The following is a 22,997-nucleotide window of genomic DNA, read 5'->3' on the forward strand; positions in this document are numbered from 1 at the left end:
CCTGAGGATCAGCGCAGAGTCACCGGATGTTCACCTCGGCGCGGAACGGCCGCAGCTGCGGCATCCAGCACCGCACGGCGTGCACGTACGCGAGGTATGGAGCGCCGAAGCGCTCTGTGAGGTCGGCCTCCTCGAGCGGGCGGATGATCCAGTTCCACACCAGCGACCCGCACAGCGCGTAGACCACGACCAGCCACGAACTCGCCATGAGCCCCACCGCGACGCCCTGCGCGATCCCGGCCAGAGCCATCGGATTGCGCACGAACAGGTACGGGCCGGCGATCACCAGGCGGCGTGCCGTCGCGGAGGGCAGCGGCGTGCCCTCACCGCGCGTCGACATGGCGTTCGCCGCCCAGATCCCGAGCGCGCTCGCCGCCACGAGCAGAATGAGGCCGCCCCAGCGCACGGCCGTGGGCAGCGGGAGATGCAGGTTCCAGCGATGTTCGAGCACGGCGATGATCGCGGGGATCGCCGCCAGGAACAGGCCCCAGAAGACGACGATCTGCGCCGTCGTGCGGATGATGTGAGCGGCAGTCGACGACGGCGGCGCGAGCCGGAACGCGAACGGCCCGAACAGGATCCACTCGGTGGGCAGGCGCCCGAGCCACACGAGGAGTCCGGCCGCCGCACTGCCGACGGTGGCGGCGATCATGAGCAGCACGCCCCAGCCGGCGAGCCCCGTCATCGTCGCGTACAGTGCCATACCAGCCGTCACCACCGCGGTCCACGGCACCACGACCCAGACCGCGGTGCGCACTCCGACCGCGACCAGCACCGAGACGATCACGAAGAGCGGGATGTCGAACGCGGCGACCAGCACCGGATCGAGCTGTCCGAGGGTCAGCTCGCGAACCGTGTCGGACATCGCCACGCCGATCCACCAGGCCGCACCCGCGATGGCCTGGGCGGCGAAGTAGAGGCGTCCCAGCCGCGCGTCGGGAGGCAGCAGCGGCGAGGACGGCATGTGGCGATTCTACGAGGCCGTGAAAGCGCGGATGCTCTTGCCTCTGCCGCCCCGCTTCGTAGGCTGTAGCCATGGACAGGACGATCGTGATCGCGGTGCCGGCTCCGATCCCGCACGGGCATCGCGTCGAGGTGGTCGAGCGCGTGGACGACAGCGGCGAGCGCGTGGTCATCGGTGTGACGGATCTGGAGACGCGGATCCGGTATCAGCACGCCGCCGCGACGCCCGGGTCGGCGGCGTGGATCGGCCGGGTTCTGGAGTGCACCCTCACTCCCAGCAGGGCGGGCGTCAGCACGACGCTGCTGGTGGATCCCGTGGGCCCGGGAGCTGCCGAAGCCGACATCGCGCTGCGCGGAGCGGATGCCGCGGCATCCGCCGTCACGGAAGAGGCGCTCCGCTGGGGCGGCGCCGACCGCACGCCGGAGCCGGAGGAGCCGCGCTTCTGGTGAGGTGTCGTGCCTTCGGGGTCAGCGCAGTGCGGCGAGGATCACCTCTGTGACCGCATCCGGCGCGTCCATCGGCGCGATGTGGCCGGCATCGGGGATCACGTGCTCCTCGATGCCCTCGGCCGCAGCCCAGCGCGGCATGGCCGTCGCGATGTTGCCGGTGCGATCCGCCGCCCCGCGGATGAGTGTCAGCGGAACGGGTGAACGGTAGCCGGGCTCCGGATCGACCAGCTCGGCGGTCGCGCGCCAGACGTCGAGGAACACTGGTTTCGGCATCCGGGCGAAGCAGCGGCGGGCGTACTCGATGACATCGGGTGTCGTCGCAGATGCGGTCGCCATCAGCTTCGGCAGCCGGGAGGCGGGAATCATTGCCAGCGACGGCGCCGCGAGCCGCAGCCAGAACCTCTCCATGCGCGTCAGAGGGCCCGCGTTCCAGGTCGAATCGACCACGATCAGGCGACCGGCCAGTGCGTGCTCCCGGCGGGCGAGCTCCTGTACGAGGTTTCCGCCGAGGGAGTGACCGACGAGGGCGGGTCGGCGGAGCCCCAGGTGATCGATCAGCGCTGCGAGGTCGTCCAGAGCGTCTTCGCTGCGGAAGCGGACGCCGTGGTGGAGGTCCGAGGCGCCGTGTCCGCGCAGATCCCAGCTGACAGCGCGGAAGCCGGCGTCACGGGCGGCGGCGAACTGGGCGTCGAACATCGTGTGATCCACGCCTGCTCCGTGCGTGAACACGACGGCGTCGCCGAGGCCACCGGTGTCCTGATAGCGCAGCGTGGCACCGGGGCGGTCGAGCGTCTCAGGCAGATGCACCATGCCACCGAACCTATCGGGCGGTCAGCGGAAGTCGCGAGAGCGATGCTCGATCCCGGTGCGCAGATCCTGGAAGGCATCGGCGAGCACGTTGATCACGCCCTCGGGCGAACGCTCCAGCATGCCGCGCACGATCAGCGCGGGGGATTCCCTGGCGATGCGGCGGTAGCGGTCCCAGACCCCGGTCGAGCAGACCACGTTGACCAGACCGTGCTCGTCCTCGAGGTTGAGGAACGTGACCCCGGCCGCGGTCGCCGGCCGCTGCCGGTGGGTGACGAGCCCCGCCACCTCGATGCGCCTGCCGACCTCGTGATCGCGCAGCTGTGCGGCGGTGAGCACGCCGCGGTCGTCCAGCGCCGCGCGGAAGTGCGTCATCGGATGGTCGTCGACCGAGACGCCGGTGCTCGACAGATCTGAGGACAGCAGTTCGTAACTGCTCTGATCGGTGAACAGCGGCGGCTGCACCGACACGGTCGTGCCGGGCAGATATCGGGCGCGATCCTCTGCGGCGGCGCCCGCGAGCCAGACCGCCTCGCGTCTGCTCAGCCCGAGGCATTCGAAGGCGCCGGCCGATGCCAGCGCCTCCAGCTGGGCGGCGGTGGCATCCGTGCGGCGCACCAGGTCATGCTGGTCCCGGTACGGGCCGTGCGCCTCTCGCTCCGCGACGATGCGCTCGGCCATCGGCATGCCGATGCCGCGGACGCTGCCGATCCCGAGCCGCACGGCGAACGCGCCGTCGCGGCGATGCGCCGCCGACTCGTCCGGCGCATCCCGGTCGAACTCGCCCGGTGTCGGCTGCTCGTACACGGCGCAGGATGCGAGCCCGGTGGGGCCGGCGGGGCTGCCGCCCTCCTCGAGCGGCTCGAGCGCCGCAGCCGCGGCGGAGGCGTGCAGATCGGGTCGGCGCACCTGCACGCCGTGCCGGCGGGCGTCGGAGGTGAGCGTGGATGCGGAGTAGAACCCCATCGGCTGCGCGTTCAGGAGCCCGGCGAGGAACGCGGCCGGATAGTGCAGTTTCAGCCATGAGCTGGCGTAGACCAGCAGCGCGAACGACAGCGAGTGCGATTCGGCGAACCCGAAGTGCGAGAACGCCTGGATCTGCTCGTAGATGCGATCGGACTGCTCGACCGACAGACCGTTGCGCGCCATGCCGGCGTACAGCTTCTCGCGGATGCTGTCGATCCTCTCCAGCCCGCGCTTGGAGCCCATCGCCCGCCGCAGCGTGTCGGCCTCATCGGCGGTGCAGTCGCCGATCGTCGTCGCCATCTGGATGAGCTGCTCCTGGAACACCGGGATGCCCTTCGTGCGCTCCAGCACCGATTTCAGCTTCGGATGCGGGTAGGTCACCTCGTCCATGCCCATCTTGCGCCGCACGAACGGGTGCACGGCGCCGCCCTGGATGGGGCCGGGGCGGATGAGCGCGATCTGGATGGCGAGATCGTAGAACCGCCGCGGCTGCAGCCGGGGGAGCAGACCGATCTGCGCACGCGATTCCACCTGGAACACCCCGATCGAATCGGCCCGGCACAGCATGTCGTAGACCGCTTCCTCCTCCTTGGGGATCGTCTCCAGCATCCATCTCTCGCCGGTCGACGCGTCGACGAGATCGAAGCAGTTCTGGAGGGCGGCGAGCATGCCGAGCCCCAGCAGGTCGAACTTCACCAGGCCCATCCACGCCGCGTCGTCCTTGTCCCATTGGATGACGGTGCGATTGTCCATGCGGGCGTGCTCGACGGGCACCACCTCGCCGACCGGGCGCGCGGTGAGCACCATGCCGCCGGAATGGATGCCGAGATGCCGGGGCGCCTTCAGCACCTCGCCGGCGTACTCCAGCACCGTCTCGGGGATGTCATGGCCGTCTGCGGGCATCAGATCGGCGCCCCAGCCGTCGACCTGGCGCGACCAGGCATCCTGCTGGCCGGGAGAGTAGCCCAGCGCCCTCGCCATGTCGCGCACGGCGTTCTTCGGGCGGTACTGGATGACGTTCGCCACCTGCGCCGCGCACTCCCGCCCGTACTGCTCGTAGACCCACTGGATGATCTCCTCGCGCCGCCCCGAGTCGAAGTCCACGTCGATGTCGGGCTCTTCCTCGCGGGTGCTGGCGAGGAACCGCTCGAACGGCAGACCGTAGAGGATCGGGTCGACGGCGGTGATGCCCAGCAGGTAGCAGACCGCGCTCGCCGCCGCCGACCCCCGGCCCTGACAGAGGATGCCGCGGCGCTTCGCCTCGGTCACGATGCCGTGCACGATGAGGAAATAGCCCGGGAAGTCCTTCTCGTCGATCACGTTCAGCTCGCGCTCGATCCGGGCCCGTCCGGCATCGTCGAGACGGGGATACCGGGCGGGGGCCGCCTCCCACACCAGGTGCCGCAGCCAGGTCATCGGCGTGTGGCCGTCAGAGACCTTCTGGCTGGGCAGGGCGGGGCGGGCGCGGCGCAGCTCGAACGCCGACTCCTCGGCGATGACGAGCCCGTGCGAGATCGCGCCGGGGTAGCGGCGGAACCGTTCGGTCATCTCGGCCCCGCTGCGCAGATGCGCCGACCCGTGCGATGGCAGCCAGCCGTCGAGGTCGTCCATGCTGCGCACCGCGCGCACCGCGGCGACCGCCTCGGCCAGGCCTGCCCGCCGAGGCGCCGAGTAGTGCACGTTGTTGGTCGCCACGACGGGGAGCCGATGGGATGCCGCGAGATCGGCGAGGGCGTCGTTGCGGCGGGAGTCCTGCGGGTCGCCGTGGTCGAACAGCTCGACGGCCACGCTGTCGTGCCCGAACAGGTCGACCAGGCGTCGCAGCGGGGTGGCGGCATCCCCTCTGGCCAGTCCCTGCCGGACCCCGCCCTTGCGGCAGCCGGTGAGGATCGTCCACTGTCCGTCTGCGCTCGCCGCGAGGTCGTCGATGTCGTAGACCGGGCGCCCCTTCTCGCCTCCGCGCAGCTGCGCTCTGGTGATCGCGCCGGAGAGCCGGTGATAGCCGTCCATGCCGCGGGCGAGCACGAGCAGATGCTCGCCGACCGGGTCGGGCACGCCGCCCTGCGGTGCGGGCAGGTCCAGCGACAGCTCGGCGCCGAAGACGGTCTGCAGCGGAGAGCCCATGAGATCCGCGGTCTCGGCGAACCGGGCGGCGCCGTAGAACCCGTCGTGATCGGTGATCGCGAGGGCTGTGAGCCCGAGCCTGGCGGCCTCGGCGATCAGCTCCTCCGGCGCGGAGGCGCCGTCGAGGAAGGAGTACGAGGTGTGCGCGTGCAGTTCGGCATAGGGGACGGCGTGCTCGGGAGGGATGATCAGCGGGGGAGACGCCGCCCGGCGCTTGCTGATCGGCCCCGGGTCGGGTCTGGTCGGCGGCGGTTCGGGGGCCGGGCGCCCGCTGAGGGTGCGCTCGAGCTCTTTCCAGGGCATCGCCGGGTTGTGCCAGCCCATCAGCGATACCTCCCCTCGGCCCACCAGGCGCCGTCTTCCCAGAGCACCAGCCACGCGCGCTGGGACTCGTCGACGATCTGGAACCGCTGCGCAGTGCGGGAACGGTCGGCATCCCACGCCCGCTCCCGCAGCGGCCAGGGGCCCGCCCAGCTGAGCACGGGCGCGTCCTCGATCACGGCGGGGGGCGCGGACAGCGCACCGCGCTCGTCCACGGTCGGGGCGGTGCCGTCTGCGGTCATCACCCTGGCGGGAACCGGCGGGACGAACACCTCGGAGGGATGCGGGGGCGGAAGGCTCCCCGGCCAGGGGGAGGCCGCGTCGCGCTCGTGCGGGGTCTTGTCGCCCCAGGGCTGGAACAGCTGCCGTTCGGCGAGCCGGCGCCCTCCCGTGACCTGCGGGGTGACCACGCCGCGATGCCCGAGCAGCGCCTGGACGCGGGACACCGCATGGTGCAGGCGCTGCTCGGGGCCCTGCCCGAACAGCCCCGGCTGATGATGCGCGCTGTCGTCGACGCGCGTCGGGGTGATCCGCACCTCGAGGATGCCGGCGCCGACCCGCTCGGTCTCGGCGAACGCGCTCGCCATTCCCTCGAGCTGCCACCGCACCCGGTCGACCAGGTCGCTCGCCTCGAACGAGGTCGGATGCATCCAGACCCGCGACGAGACGCCGCCGTCGTCGTCGGTGAGATCTATGCGCACCTCGGTGCACACCTGGGAGAGCTCGGCGAGACCCGCGGTGACGGCATCCGCGGTCTGGCGCACGGCGAAGGCGACTTGCTCGGCCTGCGCCAGGGGACTGTCGAACACGATCTCCCGCGCGAGCTGCGGCTCGGGCTTCTGCGGCGTCAGCGGCCGCGAATCGGCCCCGGCGGCCAGATCGTGCAGTCGTACGCCCCGCTCGCCGAGCCGGTCGCGGACGTGACCGACCTCGAGCGCGGCGAAATCGGCCAGGGTGCGCACGCCGAGCTTCGTCAGCAGCGTCGTGATCTGCTCATCGGCCAGCACCTGCACGGGAAGCGGCGCGAGGAAATCACGCGAACCGCCGGCAGAGACCACGCGCACCGGATCGGCCAGACGCGCCGCCTGCTCGGCGGTGAACAGCCCGTCGGCGACGCCGGCACGGGAACCGGGATGGGTGTGCTCGGCGAGCGCGTCGATGAGATGCTGCGCTGCCTGCTCCTCGCCGCCGTAGTAGCGGGCGGCGCCACGGGCCCGCAGCGCGATCAGCCCCGGACGCAGAGGCTGCACCCCCGGCACCAGCTCTTCGAGCAGGCGCAGCACCGGCAGGAACATCCGCTGCTCCTGAAGCGGATCGGCGGGAAGGATCCGCAGGCCGGGGGAACTGGTCTGCGCGAGCCGGCGACGTTGACCGCGCCGCACTCCCTGCGCCCTGGCGGATGCAGAGCAGGCGATGACGGTGTTCGCCTGCACGACGGCGACGGGCTCGTCTCCTGGGGGCGCGCCGAGTGCCGCGCGCACCGGCCAGTCCGGCAGCCACAGCACGAGGTGACGGGGAGGTGCGCTCATCCTGCCGCCGCCCAGCGATCGGGCACCGGCATCACCGTCAGCGGCGTCGCCACTGTCGTGGTCACGGTCGTCGTCACCGGCAGCGGTTTCACCGGCTGCAGGGGAGCGGGTGCGTCTCCCACACGGCCGAGCGCGGTCGGCATCTGCACGCGCACCCGCCGACCCGACTCGAAGCGCCGCCCCGAGGCCCGCAGCGTCACGGTGCGATCGGAGAGCAGCCCCCACCCCGAGCCTAGGCCGTGCCACTCGGTCTCCTCGACGCGGATCGTCGCCTCGCTCTGCGGCCAGGGAGCGGTGACCAGCAGCGTGCAGCCGCGATCGCGCAGGCGCGCGTTCAACCGGGTGATGTCGGCATCCGAGACGCGACTGCGCGGATGCACGGCGATGATCGGGATCACCTCGGAGAGTGCCGTCGCGACGGTGAGCCAGCGCGGGCCGGGGTCGGGCACGAGGATGAGGCGCTCCAGCTCGACGCCGAGATCGCTCATCGCCTCGACGCCGATCGTCGGCATGCCGATGATCGCGCACCATGACCCCTTCTGCGACGGCGCGGCGAGCAGGGCGCCGAGCAGACTCGGGGACGGCGAGATCGAATACGACGATCCGACGCGCAGACCGGGGTCGGGCAGCAGCCCCTCCAGTGCCGGATCGAGCGGGAGGAAGGGCACGTCGCTGCGTCGCCGCTGCATGCGGGAGATCTCGCTGCGCAGGCGATGAACCTCCTGCGCGCGGGAGGCGACGCTCTCGCGAGGGAGAGCCGAGGGGGCGGAAAGTGCTGTGCCCATGCATCCATCCTCGAATGTATCTACGAATAAAGCAAGCTGTCCTCAGATCGTAATTCGCACATCGGACATCGACGTTATCCACAGGCCGGAACCACGGCCGCCTCGGTTCTCGTAACCTTCCGGCATGCCGTCCATCTCGCCGTACGAGGTCGCGGTCGTCGTCGCGCATGCGGCGCTCGCGGGGATCGGCATCTGGCTGCTGGTGATCGACGCGCGCACCCACCGGCTCCCGAACCGGATCGTGCTGCCGACGCTCGCGGCATCCCTCGCCCTGGCCGGGATCGACGCGCTCGCCATGCAGAGCAACGGCGCACTGATCGGGGCGCTGGCGGGGATGCTGATCCTCGGCGGCTTCTACGCCGTGCTCCGCGGCATGAGCCGGGGCGGGATCGGCGGGGGAGACGTGAAGCTGGCCGCCCTCATCGGCCTGGTGCTGGGATGGCACGGCTGGCAGGTGCTGGCGCTGGGCGCGGCATCCGCCTTCGTCCTCGGTGCGTTCTACGCCCTCGCGCTCATGGCGTTCAGGCGTGCGAACCGGTCCACCCGCATCGCGTTCGGGCCGTGGATGATCGTCGGCGCGGTCCTGGGCATCGCGATCGGGTGAGGACATCGTCGCCCGATGAAGACTATGGTGTGCTCATGGCAATCGCACGACTCCACGGCGGCCCGCTGGACGGGCAGATCGTCCCCATCCAGGACGCCGACGACAAGCTGATCGTTCCCTACAGCGAGACGCAGGTGGTCTACAACCGCCGCGGCGATGCGCAGAACACGGGATCAGACGACGGCCCCACCGAGATCGACTACTGGTTCGACGAGGCGCTCGAAGGACTGACCAGCAACGATGACTGAGGGTGCCAGGACCGTCGAGGTCGAGCGCAAGTACGACGTCGACGCCGGTACGCCGCTGCCCGCCTGGACCGGGATCACGGGAGTGGATGCCGTAAGACCTGGCGAGCTGCGTGAACTGGACGCCCGCTACTTCGACACCGAAGACTCGGTTCTCGCCCGTGCGGGCGTCGCGGTGCGCCGTCGCACCGGCGGGCCGGATGCCGGCTGGCACATCAAGGGTCCCCGTGAGGGCGACGGGCGTCTCGAGATCGCATGGCCGCTGAGCGATGACGACACGATCCCGGATGCCGTCGCCGATACCCTCGCACGATGGACGACAGCACCCCTGACGCCGCTCGCGCGCATCGAGAACAGCCGAACCGCCTACCTGCTCACCGGGCCCGAGGGTGTCATCGCCGAGTTCGTCGATGACCGGGTTCGTGCCACGGATCTGCGGCAGCCCGATCTTGCGGACAACCCGGTGCAGCGTGAGTGGCGGGAGTGGGAGGTCGAGCTGGGCCCGGCTGCTCCGGCCGATGACGCCGGTCGTGACGCGTTCTTCGCCGCGGTCGAAGCCGTCGTCTTCGCCGCGGGTGCTCGCGCCGCGGCATCCGATTCCAAACTCGCACGCGCACTCGGCCATTGACGATGTCGCGGTTCTGACACAACCCCCTTCTCCGGAGGATTCCGGAGTGCTTGAGTGACCTCATGAGTCACCCCGCCACACTTCGCTCCCTGCAGACGATCGTTCCCGGAACCGAGCTGCGGCAGGAGGACGTGCGGGATGTCTTCGCCGCCCAGCCGGATCTCGGCAGACTGGCCAAGCGACTCGTGACGGCGTCGTTCAACGGATCCGGCATCGACACCCGCTACACCGTGCTCGACGAGCTGTCGTTCTCGTCGACGACGGAGTCGCCGCAGTTCTTCGACCGGGAGAGCGGCACCCTGCTGTCGCCGGGGACGAAGGCACGCAACGAGATCTACGTGCGCGAAGCGTGGAAGCTCTACGTCGATGCCGCGCGGCAGAGCCTCGAATCGGATCCGCACATCACCGCCGCCGACATCACGCACGTGATCACAGTGTCGTGCACCGGGTTCTACGCGCCGGGTCCCGACTACGAGATCGTGCGCGCCCTCGGGCTGGCGGACAGCGTGGAGCGATATCACTTCGGATTCATGGGTTGCTACGCGTCGATGCCGGCGCTGCGGGCGGCAGCGCGATTCTGCGCCGCGGACCCGGATGCCGTGGTCCTCGTGGTCAGCGTCGAGCTGTGCACTCTGCATCTGCGCACCTCCGAGGACCCGGACATGATCGTGGCCACGTCGCTGTTCGCCGACGGTGCCGCCGCAGGCCTCGTCACCGCGCGGACGTTCGACTCCGCCGTGCCCAGCCTCGCGCTGGACGGGTTCCACACCGGGATCATCCCGGGAGGCAAGAAGGACATGTCCTGGACGATCGGCGACGAGGGCTTCGAGATGGTCCTGTCCACGGCCGTGCCACAGCTCATCGGAGACCACATCTTCGATGCCCTCCGCCCGCTCTACGCTTCCGACACGGCGCTCGCCGCGGCCTTCGAGGACGGGACGATCGGGGATCAGGTGGCGCACTGGGCGGTCCACCCCGGCGGACGCAGCATTCTGGATCGCGTCGAGGACCGGCTGCAGCTGTCGGAACAGCAACTGCGTCCGGCGCGCGAGGTGCTGCGGCAGTACGGCAACATGTCCAGCGCGACCGTCCTGTTCGTGCTGCGGCGGATCCTCGAGGAGGAGGGCGCACGCGACGGCGACCGGGTGGCGGCAATGGCCTTCGGTCCTGGACTGACCGCCGAGGCCGCGTTGATGACCGTCATTGCGCCGGCCTGATGGTCGATCTCTCGTCCCGTGCGATCGAGGCGCGGGAGCTGATGGACGATCCGGATGCGGATCTGCGCATGCTGGAGCGGACGTACGAGCGCTTCCCGCTCGTCAACGCCGTCGTCTCCCGGTGGCGCACCGTGTACCGGCGCGACATCCGCCCGCGCGCCCGCCGGAAGCCGCTGCGTGTGCTCGATGTCGGTGCCGGCGGCGGTGACGTCTCGCGGGCGATCGCCGGGTGGGCGCGCCGTGACGGCCTGCAGGTCGCGGTGACGGCTCTGGATGCCGACGAGCGGGCGATCCGGTGGGCACAGGAGCGCGGCGGCGGGGTGGAGTACCGCCGCGCCTACACGGGCGAACTGGTCGCGGAGGGCGAGCGCTTCGACATCGTCGTCTCCAATCATCTGTTGCATCACCTGACCGGTGACGAGCTGCCGTCACTGCTGGCGGAGTCCGTCGCACTCGCCGCGGACGACGGGCTCGTCCTGCATCGAGACATCGCGCGCAGCCGGTTCGCGTACCGGGGATTCGCCGCGGGGACGCTGCCGTTCGCGAGGAATCTGCTTGCGGGCTCGTTCATCCGAGATGACGGGCTCACCAGCATCCGTCGCTCGTACACGGTGCCGGAGATCGCAGGCGTCGTCCCGCCGGGGTGGCAGGTGCGGCAGACGTTCCCCGCGCGGCTCGAGCTGCGATGGGAGGCGTGGGATGCCCGACCATGACGTCGCGATCGTCGGCGCGGGGCCGGTCGGGCTGCTTCTCGGCTGCCTGCTCGCTGCGCGGGGCATCGATGTCGCGGTGTTCGAGGCGCGCGAAGGCGTTGACGACAGGTCGCGCGCGATCGGCATCCACCCGCCAGGGCAGGCTGCCCTCGACGCCGCCGGAATCGGGGCACAGGTGGGGGAGGAGGCGCTCGCGCTCGACGGAGGCGAGGTGATCTGTGACGGGCGGGTGCTGGCGTCGCTCTCGTTCGACCGGCGGCGGGTGCTGATCCTGCCGCAGCACCGCACCGACGCGCTGCTGCGGCAGCGGCTGTCGCGGCTGCGGGAGGGAGCGCTGAACCAGGGCCGGCGGGTCACCCGCGTGCACGAGGAAGGCGACGTGGCCAGGCTGTCGTTCGAGGATGCCCCGGACATCACCGCGTCGTTCGTGGTCGCGGCCGACGGCGTGCGCAGCGGCATCCGGCGACAGCTCGGCATCGGCTGGCGCCAACGGCCCGGCAGCGGCTGGTACGCGATGGTGGATCTTCCCGGGACTGGCGTGGAGCCGCGCGCGCAGTTGCACTGCGAGCGCGATGGGCTGGTGGAGTCCTTTCCGCTGGCCGACGGCGGACGGCGCTGGGTCGTGTCCGACCCGCGACGTGCGCTCGGGGAGGCGACGGCGTTCTCATCCGCGATCCGGGGGCGCACGGGCATCCGGCTTGAGCTTCCCGGCGGCATGCAGCCGACCCTGTTCCGCGCGGGGCAGCACCGTGCCACGCGGCTGGTGGCGGGGCGCATCGTGCTCCTCGGCGACGCGGCGCACGAGACCAGTCCGATCGGCGGGCAGGGGATGAATCTCGGGTGGGCGGCGGCCGTGCGGCTCGCCCCGGCTCTCGAACGATCTCTGCGCCGCCGTCATCCGGACTTCACCGACTACGAACGCCGCACACTCCGCGCGGCGGCGCGTGCGCAGCGCCGTTCGTTCTTCTACATGACGATGGGACGTCCTGCCCGCGGCCCCGCGCTCTTCGCACGGAACGTCCTCATCCGCACCCTCGGCACACGCCCGCTGCGCCCCCGCGCCGCCGACATGATCACCATGCGCGGAGGGTGAACCGGGGACAGTTGCGGGTCGTTGAGCGGAGGCTGCGGAGCAGCCGCAGACGAAACGGGGTGAGCGACCGAAGGGAGTCGAAGCCTCAGCTGCAGTGGACGCTTCGACTCCTCGCTGCGCTCGTCGCTCAACGCGTTTCGTCTCGCTCCGCTCGCTCAACGACCCGCAGGGAAGAAGTTCCCACGGGGCGCTAGGGCCGCAGGATGCTGCAATTGCGGGTCGTTGAGCGGAGGCGGCGGAGCCGCCGCAGACGAAACGGGCTGAGCGACCGAAGGGAGTCGAAGCCTCGGAACCAACGCCGAACGGCCCGGCAGGCGATGCCTGAACCGGGCCGTTCGAGAAGTGCTGAGCTGAGATCAGAAGTTGATCATGTGGCCCGCGAGGCCGTGGAAGCCCTCCTGCAGCGCCTCCGACAGCGTCGGGTGCGTGTGCACGTTGCGGGCCAGCTCCAGTGCCGTGAGGTCCCACTTCTGCGCGAGCGTCAGCTCGGGCAGAAGCTCGGACACGTCCGGTCCGATCATGTGCGCGCCGATGAGCTCGAGGTGCTCGGCGTCGGCGATGAGCTTGACGAAGCCGACCGGCTCGCCCAGACCGTGCGCCTTGCCGTTGGCCATGAACGGGAACGTCGCGACCTTGATCTCGCGCCCCTCGTCCTTCGCCTGCTGCTCGGTGAGGCCGAACGAAGCGACCTGCGGCGAGCAGAACGTCGCACGAGGCATCATGCGGTAGTCGCCCAGCGTCTGCGTCTCGGCGCCGCCGATGGTCTCGGCCGCCACGACGCCCTGCGCCTCGGCGACATGCGCCAGCTGCAGCTTCATCGTGACGTCGCCGATGGCGTAGATGCCGTCGACGTTCGTGCGCATGTGGTCGTCGATGTCGATCGCGCCGCGCTCGGTGAGCTTCACGCCGGTCTTGTCGAGACCGAAGCCCTCGACGTTCGGTGCGAAGCCGACCGACATGAGCACCTTGCCGGCCTCGATGGAGGCCTGGTTGCCGTCCTTGCCGGTGTAGGTGACGGTGACGGAGGAGCCGTTGTCGACGACCTTCTCGACCTTGGTGGAGGTCAGGATGTCGACGCCGTAGTTCTTGTACTGCTTGGTGATCTCCTTCGACACGTCGGCATCCTCGTTGGGGAGCGCGCGGTCGAGGAACTCGATGATGGTGACCTTCACGCCGTAGTTCGTGAGGACGTACGCGAACTCCATGCCGATGGCGCCGGCGCCGACGATGACGATCGACTCGGGGAGCTCGCGGGTGAGGATCTGCTCCTCGTAGGTGACGACGTTCTCGCTGAGCTCGACGCCCGGGAGCAGGCGCACCTTGGAGCCGGTCGCGATGATGACGTTGTCGAACGTGACCTCTTCGACCTGGCCGTCGGCCTTGGCGACCGAGATCGCCTTCGGGCCGGTGAACGTGCCGCGACCGTTGTACTCGGTCACCTTGTTCTTCTTCATCAGGAAGTGGATGCCCTTGACCCTGCCCTCGGCGACCTCGCGGGAGCGGTCGAACGCCTTGCCGAAGTCGATGGTGAAGTCACCCGAGATGCCGAAGAACTCGGCCTTGTGGTTCAGGGTGTGAGCGAGTTCCGCGTTCTTCAGCAGAGCCTTGGAGGGGATGCAGCCGACGTTGAGGCACACACCTCCCCAGTACTTCTCCTCGATGATCGCGGTGGAGAGTCCGAGCTGTGCACTGCGGACTGCGGCGACGTACCCGCCGGGGCCCGCGCCGAGGATGACGACGTCGTAGTGTGGCATGCCTCCAGCCTATCGCTCTGCGGGGGTGTCCGATTCGGAATCGCGCGGTCCGCGGCGACGCAGCAGGAGGAAGAGCAGGATCGCCACGACGAGGAGCACGACGGCTCCGCCGATGAGCCAGCCGGGCGAGAAGGAAGCGATGGACTCCATGCTCGGATCCTCAGCGGGGGCGGCGGTCTGCGTCTCGTCCGGCGTCGGTGCGACGGTCTCGGTCGGCGCGGCCGAGGGCTCGGCGGGCAGCGTGCTCGTGGCCACGGTGAAGGCGAACTCGCCCGAGGTGGGGTGGCCGTCACTGGAGACGACCTTCCACAGCACCTGATACTGGCCGGCATCCGCCTCTGCCACCAGCGGCTGCGTCACCATCGCGCCGTCCAGTTCCGCTGCGCCGTCGGTGACCGATTCGCCCGCGGCATCCGTTACGACGATCTCCGTCGAACCGTCCCCGCCGATCAGCGCCGCGCTGAACGTCAGCGTCAGCTCACCGGGGAGCGTCTCGACCGTGGAATCCGCCGCCGGGCTGGAGTCGACTAGCGCGTCGTGCGCGGACGCCGGCTGCGGCCAGGCGAACAGGAACACGAATGCGGCGAGCAGTGTCGCGGCGAGAGCGAGTGGGGCGGTGGAACGCGAGGAGGTGAGTGTGCGCACACCTCAACCATAGGAAATAGCGTTGTGCGCATGCTGTGTCCTACAGACCCTCGCTCGGGGGTCCGTCGATCCGTTAGTCTGGTTCGGAAGGAGGGCCACCGTGACAGATTTCGAAAGCCGACCGGCTCGCGACGCGTCGATCCACCGCGACGGCGAGCAGAGGCACGACGCCACACAGACATTCGGACACGACTCCGATCTGTCGTTCGTGCCCTTCGGTGCCGAGCTCACCGACGTCGAGCAGTCCGCGATCGCCGCCCTTCCTTCGGGCTCCGCGCTGCTCCTGGTCCGCTCGGGTGCGCTGGCGGGTGCGCGCTACCTGCTCGACACCGACGTCACGACGATCGGCCGTCACCCCGAGGCAGACATCTTCTTCGACGACGTGACGGTGTCGCGTCGTCACGCCGAGATCACCCGCTCCGGCAGCTCGTTCGAGATCATCGATCAACGCTCGCTCAACGGCACCTACGTCAACGGCGAGCGGGTCGACCGCAGCGCGCTCGCGAACGGGTACGAGCTTCGCATCGGAAAGTTCCGGCTGAACTTCTTCATGTCGCCCACCGATCTCGCGGCGGCGACTGAGTGATGGCAGCACTCCACGCCCGCGATCGCTCAGCGACCGCGGGACTTCTGAGCATCGGTCAGGTGCTCGCGAGGCTCACCCCGGAGTTCCCGGATCTCACCTCCAGCAAACTTCGCTTCCTCGAAGTGCAGGGCATCGTCAGCCCGTCTCGCACCGAGTCCGGCTACCGCAAGTTCTCGCAGACCGACATCGACCGTCTGCGACTGGGGCTCACCCTCCAGCGCGACCACTACCTCCCGCTCAGCGTCATCCGCGAGCAGCTCGACGAGGCAGAAGCCGACGGCGGGGCAGTGTCGGCGATCGCGCCGCCGCCCTCGATCGCACCGGCACCGCGCCGCTACCGGCGCGAGGAGCTGCTCTCAGCGGCCGGAGCCGGTCCGCAGATCCTCAACGACGCCATCAGCACGGGGATCATCGCCCCGGCCGAGACCTACCCCGAGTCGACCGTCACGCTGCTGCGCGGACTCGTCGCGCTCGACAGGCACGGCATCGAGCCGCGGCACCTGCGGACGCTGCGTCAGAGCGCCGAGCGCGAGGTGTCGCTGATCGAGTCGGCGATGTCGGCACTGCTGCGCAGGACGGATGCCGCGTCGCGAGGCAAAGCGCGCGAAATGGCCCCCGAGCTGGCGGGCAAGATCGACGAGGTGCGAGCGGTCTTCATCAAAGAAGCGCTCGCTCGCGTGCTTTCGTAACGAACTGGTTGCGACACACCTTGACCGCGAAGCGGATGTCGTTGCCGGTGCCGGGGCACTGCTCTAGCGTGGAGGTAATCGCTTCGGAGAGGATTTCAAATGAATGCGGATGAGCGTACCGGCGACCCGCGGTTCGTGACCGAACTCCTCTTCACCGACGGTCTGCCCGCGATGGATGACGAGGTTGGCTACCGCGGTGCGGTCGCCGCTCGCGCCGCCGGCATCACCTACCGCCAGCTCGACTACTGGGCACGCACAGAGCTCGTCGTGCCCACCGTGCGTGGCGCCAGCGGCTCGGGCTCGCAGCGCATGTACGGATTCCGCGACATCCTCGTCCTGAAGCTCGTCAAGCGCCTGCTCGACACCGGCATCTCGCTGCAGCAGATCCGTGTCGCCGTCGAGCAGCTTCGTGCCGCCGGCATCCGCGACCTCGCCGGGACCACGCTGATGAGCGACGGCGCATCCGTCTACCTGTGCACGTCGAACGACGAGGTCATCGACCTCGTCAGCCGCGGCCAGGGTGTGTTCGGCATCGCAGTGGGCAAGGTTCTCCGCGAGGTGGAGACCACTCTCGTCGAGTTCGACCCCACGGCACCGGACCCTGTCGACGAGCTCAGCGCTCGTCGCTCCAAGCGTTCCGCGTAGTCGAGGTTTCTGGGGCTCAGCAGGTTTCTGGGGCTAGGCGAGGTTTCGACTCGCCTCTGGCTCGCTCAACCCGTTTCGTCTGCGGCGCTCCGCGCCTCCGCTCAACGATCCGCAAGGGCATGCGCCCGTCGGTCAACGGGGGAGTTGCTGCGGGTCGTTGAGCGAGCGTAGCGAGACGAAACGGGTTGAGCGAGCGCAGCGAGTCGAAGCCTGCCTGCCCGGCGAGAACCTCAGGCCTGGGCGCCGGTCTCGGGGACGGGCACACGGCCGGTGCGCACGATGCGGTCCAGCAGCGAGTCGAAGTCCGCTGCGAGTTCCTGCGCGGAGTCGCCGGGCCAGATGTGCAGCGGCTTCGCGGCGCCTTGCGCCTGCTGCAGCGACGTGCGCTCGGGAAGCTGAGGCGACAGTACCAGCGGGCCGAACATGTCACGCAGTTCCTTGATGCGGAACTGGTGCTCGATCGACTGCGGGCGAACGCGGTTGACGACGATGCCGAGCGGCTGAAGACGAGGGGAGAGGCCGCGGCGGATCTCCTCGATGGCGCGCAGCGCGCGGTCGGCGGCGGCGACCGAGAACAGGCCCGGTTCGGTCACGACCATGACGCGGTCGCTGGCGGCCCAGGCGGTGCGGGTCAGCGCGTTCAGCGACGGTGCACAGTCGATGAGCACGAGGTCGTAGTCGCTCTCGACGGCAGCCAGCGCCTCCTCGAGCTTCCACACGTCGCGCACGCTCGGGTGCGGGCCGTCGAAGTTGATGGCGGACGGGCTGCCGATGAGCACGTCGATGGTTCCCGGGTGCACCTTCGCCCAGCCGCTGGAGGTGATCGCCTGACGGACGACCTTCTCCTTCGGGTTCGCCAGCACATCGGCGATGTTCAGACGACCAGCGACCTGGATGTCCATCCCTGTCGAGACGTCGGACTGGGGATCGAGGTCGACGACGAGAGTACGGATCCCCCGGGCGAAGGCCGCAGAGGCCAATCCGAGAGTCACGGTCGTCTTGCCGACACCGCCTTTTAGGGAGCTGACGCTGAGTACGTGCACGATGACCACGTTACCTTCCCCTAGGCTTGGAAAACACTCAGCCCCGCCCCGTGTGCGTCGACAGTGCCGCACCGCGAGCTATCAGAGGTGTGCATGTTCAAGAAGATCCTTGTGGCCAATCGCGGTGAGATCGCGATTCGCGCATTCCGGGCTGCGTTCGAGGTGGGGGCGCGCACAGTCGCCGTGTTCCCCTACGAGGACCGCGGCTCGCAGCACCGTCTGAAGGCTGACGAGGCCTACGAGATCGGCGAGCGGGGCCACCCCGTCCGCGCATACCTCGACGTCGACGAGATCATCCGCGTCGCACGCGAATCGGGTGCCGACGCAATCTACCCGGGCTACGGATTCCTCTCCGAGAACCCCGAGCTCGCCGAGAAGGCTGCCGCGAACGGCATCGTCTTCATCGGCCCGCCCTCGCACGTGCTCGAGATGGCGGGCAACAAGGTCGAGGCGAAGCGCCACGCGATCGAGGCCGGTGTGCCGGTGCTGCGTTCCACCCAGGCATCCGGCGACGTCGACGAACTGGTCGCACAGGCCGACGAGATCGGGTTCCCGCTGTTCGCCAAGGCTGTCGCCGGCGGCGGTGGCCGCGGCATGCGCCGGGTCGAGACCAAGGGCGAGCTCGCCCCAGCCCTCGCCGAGGCGATGCGCGAGGCCGAGAGCGCATTCGGCGACCCGCGCATGTTCCTTGAGCAGGCTGTCGTCCGGCCCCGTCACATCGAGGTGCAGGTCCTCGCCGACAAGACCGGCGAGACCGTTCACCTGTTCGAGCGCGACTGCTCCGTGCAGCGCCGGCACCAGAAGGTCGTCGAGATCGCCCCGGCGCCGAACCTCGACGACAGCATCCGCACCGCCCTGCACGGCTACGCCATCGCCTTCGCGCGCTCGATCGGCTACGAGAACGCCGGCACCGTCGAGTTCCTGCTCGAGACGGCGGGGGAGCGCACCGGCGAGGTCGTCTTCATCGAGATGAACCCGCGCATCCAGGTCGAGCACACCGTGACCGAGGAGGTCACCGACGTCGACCTCGTGCAGGCACAGATGCGCATCGCTGCCGGTGAGACCCTGGCCGACCTCGGCCTGCAGCAGCAGGACATCCGCCTGCGCGGCGCCGCGCTGCAGTGCCGCATCACCACCGAGGACCCCACTCAGGGGTTCCGCCCCGACACCGGCAAGATCACCACCTACCGTTCGCCCGGCGGTGCCGGCATCCGTCTCGACGGCGGCACCGTGCATCAGGGTGCGCAGATCAGCCCGCACTTCGACTCGATGCTCTCCAAGCTCACCTGCCGCGGGCGCGACTTCGAGGCCGCCGTGGGGCGCGCGCGTCGCGCACTGGCAGAGTTCCGCATCCGCGGAGTGTCCACCAACATCCCGTTCCTCCAGGCGCTGCTGGCCGACGACGCGTTCGTCTCGGGCGACATCAGCACCTCGTTCATCGACGAGCGACCCGACTTGCTGCAGGGGCGCGTGTCCAAGGACCGCGGCACGAAGCTGCTGAACTGGCTCGTCGACGTCACCGTCAACAAGCCCAACGGGCCGCATCCCGGAACCATCGATCCCGCCGCCAAGCTGCCCGAGATCGACCTGAGCGCCGAGCCGGAGCCCGGCTCGCGCCAGCGCCTGCAGGAGCTCGGCCCCGAAGGGTTCGCCCGCAGCCTGCGCGAGCAGTCCGCACTCGCGATCACCGACACGACGTTCCGCGACGCGCACCAGTCGCTGCTGGCCACGCGCGTGCGCACCAAGGACCTGGTCGCCGCCGCCCCCTATCTCGCACGGCTCACGCCGGGACTGCTGTCGGTCGAGGCATGGGGAGGCGCCACGTACGACGTCGCCCTGCGCTTCCTGGGGGAAGACCCGTGGGAGCGGCTCGACAAGCTGCGTGCGACGCTGCCGAACATCAACATCCAGATGCTGCTGCGCGGGCGCAACACGGTCGGCTACACGCCGTACCCGACCGCCGTGACCGAGGCGTTCGTCGCCGAGGCGGCGTCGGCCGGAGTCGACATCTTCCGCATCTTCGACGCGCTCAACGACGTCGAGCAGATGCGTCCGGCGATCGACGCGGTCCGCGCCACCGGTAGCTCCGTCGCCGAGGTGGCCCTGTGCTACACCGGCGACCTGCTGAATCCAGCCGAGGATCTGTACACGCTCGACTACTACCTCCGTCTCGCGGAGCAGATCGTCGACGCCGGTGCGCACATCATCGCGATCAAGGACATGGCGGGGCTGCTCCGCCCCGGTGCCGCAGCCAAGCTCGTGCGGGCGCTGCGCGAGCGCTTCGATCTGCCGGTGCATCTGCACACGCATGACACTCCGGGCGGTCAGCTCGCCACCCTGCTCGCCGCCGCGGCGGCCGGCGTGGATGCCGTTGATGCGGCATCCGCCCCGCTGTCGGGCACCACGAGCCAGCCCTCACTCTCGTCCCTCGTCGCAGCGCTCGCGCACACCGAACGAGACAGCGGGATCGATCTGGGCGGCGTCTCCGACCTCGAGCCGTACTGGGAGGCGGTGCGCAACCAGTACGCGCCGTTCGAGTCCGGTCTGCCCGGCCCGACGGGTCGCGTCTATCACCACGAGATCCCCGGCGGTCAGCTCTCGAACCTGCGCCAGCAGGCCAAGGCGCTCGGCCTCGCCGACGACTTCGAGCTCATCGAGGACATGTACGCCGCCGCCGACCGCATCCTCGGCCGCGTGCCGAAGGTGACGCCCTCGTCGAAGGTGGTCGGCGACCTCGCCCTGCACCTCGCCGCAGTGAAGGCCGATCCGGCGGACTTCGAGGCGAACCCCGAGAAGTACGACGTCCCCGACTCGGTCGTCGGCTTCATGGCCGGTGAGCTCGGCGATCTGCCCGGCGGGTGGCCGGAGCCGTTCCGCAGCAAGGTGCTCGCAGGGCGCCAGGTGCGCACGGGACTCACCGCCATCACCGCAGACGACGAGAAGGCCCTCGCCGGCACGAGCGACGAGCGGCGCGCACGCCTGAACACCCTGCTGTTCCCCGCGCCGACGCGCGAGTTCGCGCAGCAGCGCGAGCAGTACGGCGACCTGTCGGTGCTCGACACGGGCGACTACCTGTTCGGCCTCGTCCAGGGCCAGGAGCACCTCATCGAGATCGATCGCGGCGTGCAGCTGTACATCGGCCTCGAGGCGATCGGTGAGGCCGACGAGCGCGGCATGCGCACGGTCATGACCACGCTGAACGGTCAGCTGCGCCCCGTGTTCGTCCGCGATCGCTCGATCGCGGTCGACGCGCACGACGCCGAGAAGGCCGACACGTCCAAACCCGGTCAGGTCGCCGCTCCGTTCTCGGGCGTCGTCACCCTCAAGGTCGAGGTCGGCACCAAGGTTCGCGCGGGCGAACCGGTCGCGTCGATCGAGGCCATGAAGATGGAAGCGGCCATCACCGCGCCCGTCGACGGGGTCATCGAACGCCTCGCGATCGGCGAGACCCAGCAGGTGGATGCCGGGGACCTTTTGGTCGTGGTCACTCCGGACAAGTAATCTTGGGCGAGCGACACGCTCGCACAAGCTTGGAGTGACACAGTGACATCGAAGAAAAATACCGACGCGGAGAACGACGACCTCGGCGTTCTCGAGGACTCCGCGTCGGTGGACACGACCGCGCTCGGCGTGCTCGGACAGACCGCGCAGTTCACCGTGACGCTGCCCGGAAACATGGATGACGACGACGATCTCGTCGAGGACTCCGTCCTGGACGGCGAGTTCTCCGGAGAGATCGTCGAGGGCGTCATCGAGTCCTCGCACGACGACGAGACGGACGAGGATGCCGAGACACCGGCATCCGACGACGAGAACGCCGAGGCGGCCGAGGTCGTCGTCGAGCCCATCGCCATCGTGACGGCGCCTGCATCCGCGCCGCGTGCTTCCGCGGCGGGTGCGTCGACCGGTTCCGCCAAGAGCAACCCCGCGCCGAAGAGCGCCTCTGCGACCAAGGCGACATCGGCGCCGAAGTCCGCGTCGGCGCCGAAGAGCACCGCGCCGAAGAGCACGTCCGCGCCGAGCGCCGCGACGCCGAAGAGCACCCCTGCGGCGAAGAGCGCGGTGGCGCCCGTCGCCACGGTCAAGGAACACCCTGCCGAGGTGACGCTGGCCTCGAAGAGGCTCGGCGACCAGCTCGGCCAGTCCTCCCGTGAGACGGCCGACCTGCTCACCGCCGACCGACTGCTCGACCCGAGCCAGGTCAGCAAGCCCGAGCCGGAGGGCGCGTGGAGCCACTTCGTCTACACGGTGTCCGGCCGCCGCATCAACATCGGCGACGGCAAGCGCGCACGCGCCCGCAAGGCCCTCAGCTCCCGCATCGCGAGCCCGCTGACCGGTGGGGCGCGGTTCATCCCCGTACTGTCCCGCAAGGGCGGAGTCGGCAAGACGACGATCACGGCACTGCTCGGCATGGCGCTGGCCGACGCCCGGGACGACCGGGTCATCGCGGTCGACGCCAACCCCGATCGCGGCACGCTCGCCGACCGCATCGTGCGCACGCACAGCAAATCGGTGCGTGACCTCGTCCGCATCCACGATGAGGTCAGGGGATACCACGACATCTCCGCGATCGTGGCGAGGGACTCCACGCGCCTGGACGTGCTGGCATCCGACGCGGATCCGCGCATCGCCGAGGCGTTCAGCGATGAGGACTACCGGAACGTCGCCGACGTCGCCGCGCACTACTACTCCCTCGTGCTCACCGACACCGGCACCGGCATCGTGCACTCGGTCATGTCGGCGACGCTCGATCTCGCCGATCAGATCGTCATCGTGTCGGGACTGAGCGTCGACGAGGCACGGCTCGCGTCCGAGACGCTGACCTGGCTGGAGACCAACGGCTACGAGGCGCAGGCGCGAAATGCCATCATCGTGCTCAACCAGTCGACCCCGGGAAGCCCGCTCGTGCGACTCAACGAGCTCGAGGCGCACTTCCGCACGCGTGCACGGCACGTCGTGCGCATGCCTTACGACCCGCAGATCGCCGGAGGCGGTGCGATCGTGTTTACCGGCCTCCAGCCCGAGACCCGTCAGGCCGCCCGTGAACTGGCAGCAGTGCTCGTCGAGGGTCTGCGGGTGAGCGCAGCCTGATGACTGCTCGCGAGATCAGGGTCTTCGGCGACCCGGTGCTGCGGACCGTGTGCGCGCCCGTCGAGCAGATCGACGACGGCGTGCGGTCGCTCGTCGCCG

The 22,997-nt window shown here is 69.6% G+C and carries 20 protein-coding genes; 12 read left to right on the forward strand and 8 right to left on the reverse strand.

Going from position 1 to position 22,997, the window contains the following annotated elements; translation table 11 throughout:
* Window positions 1-19: 19 nt before the first annotated feature.
* Window positions 20-964, reverse strand: a complete 945-nt coding sequence (locus MAE01_RS13480; RefSeq protein ID WP_147040198.1) for a methyltransferase family protein — start codon at window positions 962-964, stop codon at window positions 20-22.
* A gap of 71 nt (window positions 965-1,035) precedes the next feature.
* Between MAE01_RS13480 and MAE01_RS13485 the strand changes: the two genes are divergently transcribed.
* On the forward strand, window positions 1,036-1,413 hold the full coding sequence (locus tag MAE01_RS13485; protein ID WP_147040200.1) for a hypothetical protein: 378 nt from the start codon (window positions 1,036-1,038) through the stop codon (window positions 1,411-1,413).
* A gap of 18 nt (window positions 1,414-1,431) precedes the next feature.
* Here MAE01_RS13485 and MAE01_RS13490 read toward each other — a convergent pair whose 3' ends face one another.
* The 4 genes from MAE01_RS13490 to imuA' are packed head-to-tail and all read right to left on the reverse strand — an operon-like array spanning window position 1,432 to window position 7,945.
* Window positions 1,432-2,223, reverse strand: a complete 792-nt coding sequence (locus MAE01_RS13490) for an alpha/beta fold hydrolase (protein WP_147040202.1) — start codon at window positions 2,221-2,223, stop codon at window positions 1,432-1,434.
* Between the two features lie 21 nt (window positions 2,224-2,244).
* Window positions 2,245-5,634, reverse strand: coding sequence for an error-prone DNA polymerase (locus MAE01_RS13495; RefSeq protein WP_147040204.1), 3,390 nt, complete (start codon window positions 5,632-5,634; stop codon window positions 2,245-2,247).
* Window positions 5,634-7,160, reverse strand: a complete 1,527-nt coding sequence (locus MAE01_RS13500) for a DNA polymerase Y family protein (protein WP_147040206.1) — start codon at window positions 7,158-7,160, stop codon at window positions 5,634-5,636. The genes MAE01_RS13495 and MAE01_RS13500 overlap by 1 nt, the downstream gene beginning before the upstream one ends.
* A complete protein-coding gene (gene imuA' / locus MAE01_RS13505) occupies window positions 7,157-7,945 on the reverse strand; it encodes a DnaE2-dependent mutagenesis accessory factor ImuA' (RefSeq protein WP_186806248.1) in 789 nt (262 codons plus the stop codon). Before imuA' ends, MAE01_RS13500 begins: the two co-directional genes overlap by 4 nt.
* A 124-nt stretch (window positions 7,946-8,069) precedes the next feature.
* Here imuA' and MAE01_RS13510 point away from each other — a divergent pair, with 124 nt between their 5' ends.
* From MAE01_RS13510 to MAE01_RS13535, 6 genes are all read left to right on the forward strand, one after another.
* Entirely contained in the window at window positions 8,070-8,549 is a 480-nt protein-coding gene (locus tag MAE01_RS13510) for a prepilin peptidase (protein ID WP_147040208.1), read from the forward strand.
* 35 nt (window positions 8,550-8,584) lie between these two features.
* Window positions 8,585-8,797 (forward strand): response regulator, encoded by a 213-nt coding sequence (locus MAE01_RS13515; protein WP_147040210.1) that lies wholly within the window; start codon window positions 8,585-8,587, stop codon window positions 8,795-8,797.
* Window positions 8,790-9,422 (forward strand): CYTH domain-containing protein, encoded by a 633-nt coding sequence (locus MAE01_RS13520; RefSeq protein ID WP_147040212.1) that lies wholly within the window; start codon window positions 8,790-8,792, stop codon window positions 9,420-9,422. Before MAE01_RS13515 ends, MAE01_RS13520 begins: the two co-directional genes overlap by 8 nt.
* A gap of 62 nt (window positions 9,423-9,484) precedes the next feature.
* A complete protein-coding gene (locus MAE01_RS13525) occupies window positions 9,485-10,639 on the forward strand; it encodes a type III polyketide synthase (protein WP_147040214.1) in 1,155 nt (384 codons plus the stop codon).
* Window positions 10,639-11,352 carry a methyltransferase domain-containing protein gene (locus MAE01_RS13530; RefSeq protein WP_186806249.1) on the forward strand — a complete coding sequence of 238 codons (714 nt, stop codon included), beginning with the start codon at window positions 10,639-10,641 and terminating at the stop codon, window positions 11,350-11,352. The genes MAE01_RS13525 and MAE01_RS13530 overlap by 1 nt, the downstream gene beginning before the upstream one ends.
* Window positions 11,339-12,445: an FAD-dependent oxidoreductase gene (locus MAE01_RS13535; RefSeq protein WP_147040216.1), complete on the forward strand. Its 1,107-nt coding sequence runs from the start codon at window positions 11,339-11,341 to the stop codon at window positions 12,443-12,445. The genes MAE01_RS13530 and MAE01_RS13535 overlap by 14 nt, the downstream gene beginning before the upstream one ends.
* A 356-nt stretch (window positions 12,446-12,801) precedes the next feature.
* Here the strand turns inward: MAE01_RS13535 and lpdA are convergent, their stop codons facing one another.
* Both lpdA and MAE01_RS13545 read right to left on the reverse strand, forming a co-directional pair.
* On the reverse strand, window positions 12,802-14,199 hold the full coding sequence (gene lpdA / locus MAE01_RS13540) for a dihydrolipoyl dehydrogenase (protein ID WP_147040218.1): 1,398 nt from the start codon (window positions 14,197-14,199) through the stop codon (window positions 12,802-12,804).
* Window positions 14,200-14,208: 9 nt separating this feature from the next.
* Entirely contained in the window at window positions 14,209-14,844 is a 636-nt protein-coding gene (locus MAE01_RS13545; RefSeq protein WP_147040220.1) for a copper resistance CopC family protein, read from the reverse strand.
* Window positions 14,845-14,944: 100 nt separating this feature from the next.
* Between MAE01_RS13545 and MAE01_RS13550 the strand changes: the two genes are divergently transcribed.
* From MAE01_RS13550 to MAE01_RS13560, 3 genes are all read left to right on the forward strand, one after another.
* Entirely contained in the window at window positions 14,945-15,430 is a 486-nt protein-coding gene (locus MAE01_RS13550) for an FHA domain-containing protein (RefSeq protein ID WP_147040221.1), read from the forward strand.
* On the forward strand, window positions 15,430-16,119 hold the full coding sequence (gene ftsR / locus MAE01_RS13555; RefSeq protein ID WP_147040223.1) for a transcriptional regulator FtsR: 690 nt from the start codon (window positions 15,430-15,432) through the stop codon (window positions 16,117-16,119). The genes MAE01_RS13550 and ftsR overlap by 1 nt, the downstream gene beginning before the upstream one ends.
* 99 nt (window positions 16,120-16,218) lie before the next feature.
* On the forward strand, window positions 16,219-16,764 hold the full coding sequence (locus tag MAE01_RS13560; protein ID WP_147040225.1) for a MerR family transcriptional regulator: 546 nt from the start codon (window positions 16,219-16,221) through the stop codon (window positions 16,762-16,764).
* A 230-nt stretch (window positions 16,765-16,994) separates the two neighbouring features.
* On the opposite strand, the gene MAE01_RS13565 is transcribed toward MAE01_RS13560, so the two are convergent.
* Window positions 16,995-17,807 carry a ParA family protein gene (locus MAE01_RS13565; RefSeq protein ID WP_147040247.1) on the reverse strand — a complete coding sequence of 271 codons (813 nt, stop codon included), beginning with the start codon at window positions 17,805-17,807 and terminating at the stop codon, window positions 16,995-16,997.
* A gap of 93 nt (window positions 17,808-17,900) precedes the next feature.
* Between MAE01_RS13565 and MAE01_RS13570 the strand changes: the two genes are divergently transcribed.
* Entirely contained in the window at window positions 17,901-21,308 is a 3,408-nt protein-coding gene (locus MAE01_RS13570; protein WP_147040227.1) for a pyruvate carboxylase, read from the forward strand.
* A gap of 42 nt (window positions 21,309-21,350) precedes the next feature.
* Complete coding sequence (locus MAE01_RS13575) at window positions 21,351-22,898, forward strand: MinD/ParA family ATP-binding protein (protein ID WP_229718159.1); 1,548 nt, start codon at window positions 21,351-21,353, stop codon at window positions 22,896-22,898.
* Window positions 22,899-22,997 lie beyond the last annotated feature (99 nt).

The sequence above is a fragment of the Microbacterium aerolatum genome, assembly GCF_007988825.1.
GTDB classification, from domain to species: domain Bacteria; phylum Actinomycetota; class Actinomycetes; order Actinomycetales; family Microbacteriaceae; genus Microbacterium; species Microbacterium aerolatum.